5 protein-coding genes are annotated in these 5,413 nt (G+C 61.1%); all 5 read left to right on the top strand.

What is annotated here, in order from left to right; all coding sequences use genetic code 11:
• Nucleotides 1-5: 5 nt before the first annotated feature.
• The 5 genes from prmA (at nt 6) to purH (ending at nt 5,349) form a co-directional block, all read left to right on the top strand.
• Nucleotides 6-884 (top strand): 50S ribosomal protein L11 methyltransferase, encoded by an 879-nt coding sequence (prmA, locus tag ACRESD_RS00155; protein ID WP_431749082.1) that lies wholly within the window; start codon nt 6-8, stop codon nt 882-884.
• Nucleotides 885-914: 30 nt separating this feature from the next.
• Nucleotides 915-2,144, top strand: a complete 1,230-nt coding sequence (locus ACRESD_RS00150; protein ID WP_431749081.1) for a DUF3426 domain-containing protein — start codon at nt 915-917, stop codon at nt 2,142-2,144.
• Between the two features lie 185 nt (nt 2,145-2,329).
• Nucleotides 2,330-3,343 (top strand): tRNA dihydrouridine synthase DusB, encoded by a 1,014-nt coding sequence (dusB, locus tag ACRESD_RS00145; RefSeq protein WP_016976994.1) that lies wholly within the window; start codon nt 2,330-2,332, stop codon nt 3,341-3,343.
• On the top strand, nt 3,340-3,660 hold the full coding sequence (gene fis, locus ACRESD_RS00140; RefSeq protein WP_002555375.1) for a DNA-binding transcriptional regulator Fis: 321 nt from the start codon (nt 3,340-3,342) through the stop codon (nt 3,658-3,660). The genes dusB and fis overlap by 4 nt, the downstream gene beginning before the upstream one ends.
• 81 nt (nt 3,661-3,741) lie before the next feature.
• Complete coding sequence (gene purH / locus ACRESD_RS00135; RefSeq protein WP_431749080.1) at nt 3,742-5,349, top strand: bifunctional phosphoribosylaminoimidazolecarboxamide formyltransferase/IMP cyclohydrolase; 1,608 nt, start codon at nt 3,742-3,744, stop codon at nt 5,347-5,349.
• Nucleotides 5,350-5,413 lie beyond the last annotated feature (64 nt).

Genomic DNA, 5,413 nt, shown 5'->3' with positions numbered 1-5,413 from the left:
CCGCCATGCCTTGGCTGCAAGTCCGTCTCGCCATCAGCCCAGAACAAGCCGAAACCTACGAAGACGCTTTCCTCGAAGTCGGCGCTGTATCGGTCACCTTCATGGACGCCGAAGACCAGCCGATCTTCGAACCCGAACTCAACACCACCCCGCTGTGGTCCCACACCCATTTGCTGGCCCTGTTCGAAGACGGCACCGATGCCGCCAGCGTATTGGCCCACATGGAACTGCTCACTGGCGGCCCACTGCCGGAACATCACAGCGAAGTGATCGAAGACCAGGACTGGGAACGTAGCTGGATGGATAACTTCCAACCAATGCGTTTCGGCCAGCGCCTGTGGATCGTACCGAGCTGGCACGCCGCCCCGGAGCCGGACGCCGTCAATCTGCTGCTGGACCCGGGCCTTGCGTTCGGCACCGGCACCCATCCGACCACCGCCCTGTGCCTGGAATGGCTGGACGGCCAGGACCTCACCAACTGCAATGTGCTGGACTTCGGTTGCGGCTCGGGGATCCTGGCAATTGCCGCCCTGCTGCTCGGCGCCAAGGAAGCCGTGGGCACCGACATCGACGTGCAAGCCCTGGAAGCCTCCCGCGATAACGCCGGGCGCAATAACATTCCTGAGGGCAAGTTCCCCCTCTACCTGCCGGAGCAATTGCCCCAGGTGCAGGCTGACGTGCTGGTCGCCAATATCCTCGCCGGACCGCTGGTTGCCTTGGCACCCCAGCTGTCAAGCCTGGTCAAGCCAGGCGGTCGCCTGGCGCTGTCGGGCATCCTCGCTGAACAAGGCGAAAACGTCGCCGCCGCTTATGCCCAGGATTTCGAACTGGACCCGATTGCCAACCGCGATGGCTGGGTACGCATCAGCGGTCGTCGGCGCTAGAATGAGCGCTTGCCTGAATCGGATGGCCGCATGACCGACAGTTTCGTCACCCAGTGCCCGCATTGCCAAGCCCGCTTCCGCGTCAGCCACGCCCAACTGAGCGTGGCCCGTGGCGTGGTTCGCTGCGGTTCGTGCCTGCAAGTGTTCAACGCTGCTCGCCAACTGCTGGAGCAACGCGCCCAGGTACCAGCACCGGAACCTGAACAACCGGAGGTCGTTGAGAAGGCGGCCGAGGCGCCCAGAGCCATCAGCCAAAAGCAGTGGACTGCCGAAGAGCTGGACCTGGATAACCTGGATCTGGACGAAGAACTGGCCAAGCTGGAACGCCGCGAGATTCAGCACACCCAGCCACTGGCTGCGGAGCGCCGCCAGCCAGGTGCCGACCGCCGACAAAAAGAAGATGCCCTCAGTGCCAGCCGCGACACCGCCAAGGCCGAGGAAGAAAAATGGGCTGCCAGCCTGTTCAGCGAACCGCCCGAAGAACGTGTCCAGGCCGCTGAGAATGCCCCCCCCTCTGCGACCAGGCAGCGCACCGAACCGTCGATGTCGCACCCTGCCGGCGATCTGGATGATGAACCGCCGCTGGGCTCGCACCCGGAGGATGACGATCTCGACCCGCCCTTGACCCCGGTCATCGACGCAGTGGATGAGCCCGCCGCCGAAGAACCCGCGCAGCCTCGCCGCAAGCAGGCACGGCCGCAGGCAAGCGTTCACGACGACGTGCTCCAGGACCTGGAAGACGACCCGCTGCATCTTTATACGCAGAAACGTCCTTCAAGCCTGGGCCGCCGACTGCTGTGGCTATTGCTGGTTTTGATTGCCGCCGCCGGTCTTGCAGGCCAATACATTGCCTACCAATTCGATGACCTGTCCCGCCAGGATGCCTACCGTCCATGGTTCCAGCAGTTGTGCCCGAAACTCGGATGCACCGTGCCGTCACGGGTCGATATTGCCCACATCAAGAGCAGTAACCTGGTGGTGCGCAGCCATCCGGAGTTTGCCGGTGCGCTGGTGGTGGATGCGATCCTCTATAACCGCGCGACGTTCTCCCAGCCCTTTCCGTTGCTGGAGCTGCGTTTCGCGGATTTGAATGGCAACCTGATTGCCAGTCGTCGCTTCAAACCTGCCGAATACCTGAGCGGCGAGTTGGCCGGTGTGAGCGAAATGCCCTCGCAGACGCCGATCCACATCTCCCTGGACATCCTAGACCCAGGCAATAAAGCCGTGAATTACAGCCTGAGCTTCCACTCTCCCGAGTGAGGCGGTGCAGGGCCCAAGGTTTGACGGCGGATTATTGACTGCATCGCCGCCGACCAAACCGACGGCGATAAAGAAATAACTGCTCAGATTTTATCCAATTCAGCCTTTAACCAGTCATCGAGAGCGGGTATCATGCCAACCCTTTTTCGAACTCTAATGATCCGGCCCCACAACAGGGAAGTCCTATGTCGGCGGTACGCATCGGCCCATACACATTGCAGAACGGCTTGATTCTCGCCCCGATGGCGGGCGTCACCGACCAGCCCTTTCGTCAGCTGTGCAAGCGTTTGGGCGCGGGTCTAGTAGTCTCGGAAATGGTCACCAGCGACATGAGCTTGTGGAACACCCGCAAATCGCGCATGCGCATGATCCACGAAGGTGATCCCGAGCCCCGCTCGGTACAGATCGCCGGTGGTGATGCGCAGATGCTGGCGGATGCGGCCCGGGCCAATGTGGAGTTGGGCGCGCAGATCATCGATATCAACATGGGCTGCCCGGCCAAAAAGGTCTGCAACAAGGCCGCCGGTTCCGCGCTGTTGAAAGATGAGCAGTTGGTAGCCGAGATCCTGCAGGCCGTTGTCGCCGCAGTGGATGTGCCGGTTACCTTGAAGATTCGTACCGGTTGGGACCGGGACAACAAGAACGGCCTGACGGTGGCGAAGATCGCTGAACAGGCAGGAATTACAGCGCTGGCGGTGCATGGCCGCACCCGCGCCGACCTTTATACCGGTGAAGCCGAGTACGACACCATTGCCGCGATCAAGCAGGCGGTGTCGATGCCGGTGTTTGCCAATGGCGACATAGACTCTGCCGAGAAAGCCCGGCGCGTGTTGCACGCAACCGGTGCCGATGGCTTGTTGATTGGCCGGGCCGCCCAGGGGCGGCCGTGGATTTTCCGTGAGATCGAACACTTTCTGCGTACCGGCGAAGTCTTGCCGGCACCGGAGCTGATCGAGGTGGAACGTATTCTGCTAGAGCATCTGGCCGCCCTGCACGCCTTCTATGGGGACGTGATGGGTGTACGCATTGCTCGCAAGCATGTCGGCTGGTATCTCGCAACCCTGCCGGGCGCCAGGGAGTTTCGCGCCCACTTCAATCGTTTGGATGATACGGAAGCACAGTGCGCCAACGTTCGTGAGTTCTTCAGCGAGCGTTACAAGAGCCTGGGGACAGGGGACGGAGAGGGGGTGGCCGCATGACGATGATGACCGAGACTTTAGTGAGTGGAACAACACCCGTGAGCGACAACGTCAATTTGAAACAGCACCTCAACACGCCGAGCGAAGAAGGCCAGACCCTTCGCGGGAGTGTCGAGAAAGCGCTGCACAATTATTTCGCCCACCTTGAGGGCGCTTCCGTCACGGACGTGTACAACCTGGTGCTCTCCGAAGTCGAGGCACCCTTGCTCGAAAGCGTGATGAACTACGTCAAGGGCAACCAGACCAAAGCCAGTGAGCTGCTGGGCCTCAACCGTGGCACCTTGCGCAAAAAGCTCAAGCAGTACGATTTGCTGTAAGCATTCAATCAAACCAGAAAGGCGCCCGCGTAAAACCGGTCGCCTTTTTTGCTGACTCCTTTGCTTTTGATGGAAATTGAGATGACCGACCAGACTACCCGCCTGCCGATCCGCCGCGCCTTGATCAGTGTTTCCGACAAGACCGGGATCCTCGAATTTGCCCGGGAGCTGGAAGCCCTGGGCGTGGAAATCCTCTCCACGGGCGGGACCTTCAAACTGCTGCAGGACAACGGCGTGGCCGCAGTAGAAGTCGCGGACTACACCGGTTTTGCAGAAATGATGGACGGTCGGGTCAAGACCCTGCACCCGAAAATCCACGGCGGCATCCTCGGCCGTCGCGGCACTGACGATGCCATCATGGCCGAGCACGGCATCAAGCCGATCGACTTGGTAGCCGTCAACCTCTACCCGTTCGAAGCCACCATCAACAAGCCAGGCTGCGACCTGCCGACCGCCATCGAAAACATCGATATCGGCGGCCCGACCATGGTTCGCTCCGCTGCCAAGAACCACAAAGACGTGGCCATCGTGGTTAACGCCAGCGATTACGCCAACGTGCTGGAAAGCCTGAAAGCCGGTGGCCTGACCTACGCTCAGCGTTTCGACCTGATGCTCAAGGCGTTCGAACACACCGCGGCTTACGACGGCATGATCGCCAATTACATGGGCACCGTGAACCAGGCCGCCGAGACCCTGAGCACAGAAGGTCGCAGCCAGTTCCCACGCACCTTCAACAGCCAGTTCATCAAGGCCCAGGAAATGCGCTACGGCGAGAACCCGCACCAGAGCGCGGCGTTCTACGTGGAAGCCAAGCCCGCCGAAGTGGGCATTGCCACCGCAACACAACTGCAAGGCAAAGAGCTGTCCTACAACAACGTGGCTGACACCGACGCCGCGCTGGAATGCGTGAAGAGCTTCGTCAAGCCGGCCTGCGTGATCGTCAAGCACGCCAACCCATGCGGCGTGGCCGTGAGCCCGGACGCTGAAGGCGGCATTCGCCAGGCGTACGAACTGGCCTACGCCACCGACACCGAATCGGCCTTCGGCGGCATCATCGCCTTCAACCGTGAACTGGATGCCGAGACCGCCAAGGCGATCGTCGAGCGTCAGTTCGTCGAAGTGATCATCGCGCCAAGCGTCAGCGAAGAAGCCCGCGCCATCGTCGCCGCCAAAGCCAACGTGCGCCTGCTGGCCTGCGGCGAGTGGTCGGCCGAGCGTGCCGCTGCCTGGGACTACAAGCGCGTCAACGGCGGCCTGCTGGTACAGAGCCGTGACATTGGCATGATCGGCAGCGCCGACCTGAAAGTGGTGACCCAGCGCGCCCCGACCGAGCAAGAGATCAATGACCTGATCTTCGCCTGGAAAGTGGCCAAATACGTTAAATCCAACGCCATCGTCTACGCCAAGAACCGCCAGACCATCGGTGTCGGCGCCGGCCAGATGAGCCGTGTGAACTCGGCGCGTATCGCTGCAATCAAGGCAGAACACGCTGGCTTGCAGGTAGCTGGTTCGGTGATGGCTTCCGATGCGTTCTTCCCGTTCCGTGATGGCCTGGACAATGCCGCCAAGGCAGGCGTGACCGCCGTGATCCAACCGGGCGGCTCGATGCGTGATGCTGAAGTGATTGCAGCCGCTGACGAAGCCGGCATCGCCATGGTATTTACCGGCATGCGTCACTTCCGTCACTGATTGATTGTGTCTCAAGCGGGCACTGGCTCTAGGTAGGAACTGGCTTGCCTGCGATAGCATCACC

It is taken from the genome of Pseudomonas sp. (assembly GCF_050739995.1).
In the GTDB taxonomy this organism is placed as follows: Bacteria; Pseudomonadota; Gammaproteobacteria; order Pseudomonadales; family Pseudomonadaceae; genus Aquipseudomonas.
The sequence above is the reverse complement of the archived record's forward strand: the minus strand, read 5'-3'. Positions and strand labels throughout refer to the sequence as shown.

Excerpts from the sequence above, each read along its gene's own strand:
- prmA (WP_431749082.1), top strand. The coding sequence starts at position 6 with ATGCCTTGGCTGCAAGTCCGTCTCGCCATCAGCCCAGAACAAGCCGAA.
- ACRESD_RS00150 (WP_431749081.1), top strand. The coding sequence starts at position 915 with ATGACCGACAGTTTCGTCACCCAGTGCCCGCATTGCCAAGCCCGCTTC.
- dusB (WP_016976994.1), top strand. The coding sequence starts at position 2,330 with ATGTCGGCGGTACGCATCGGCCCATACACATTGCAGAACGGCTTGATT.
- fis (WP_002555375.1), top strand. The coding sequence starts at position 3,340 with ATGACGATGATGACCGAGACTTTAGTGAGTGGAACAACACCCGTGAGC.
- purH (WP_431749080.1), top strand. The coding sequence starts at position 3,742 with ATGACCGACCAGACTACCCGCCTGCCGATCCGCCGCGCCTTGATCAGT.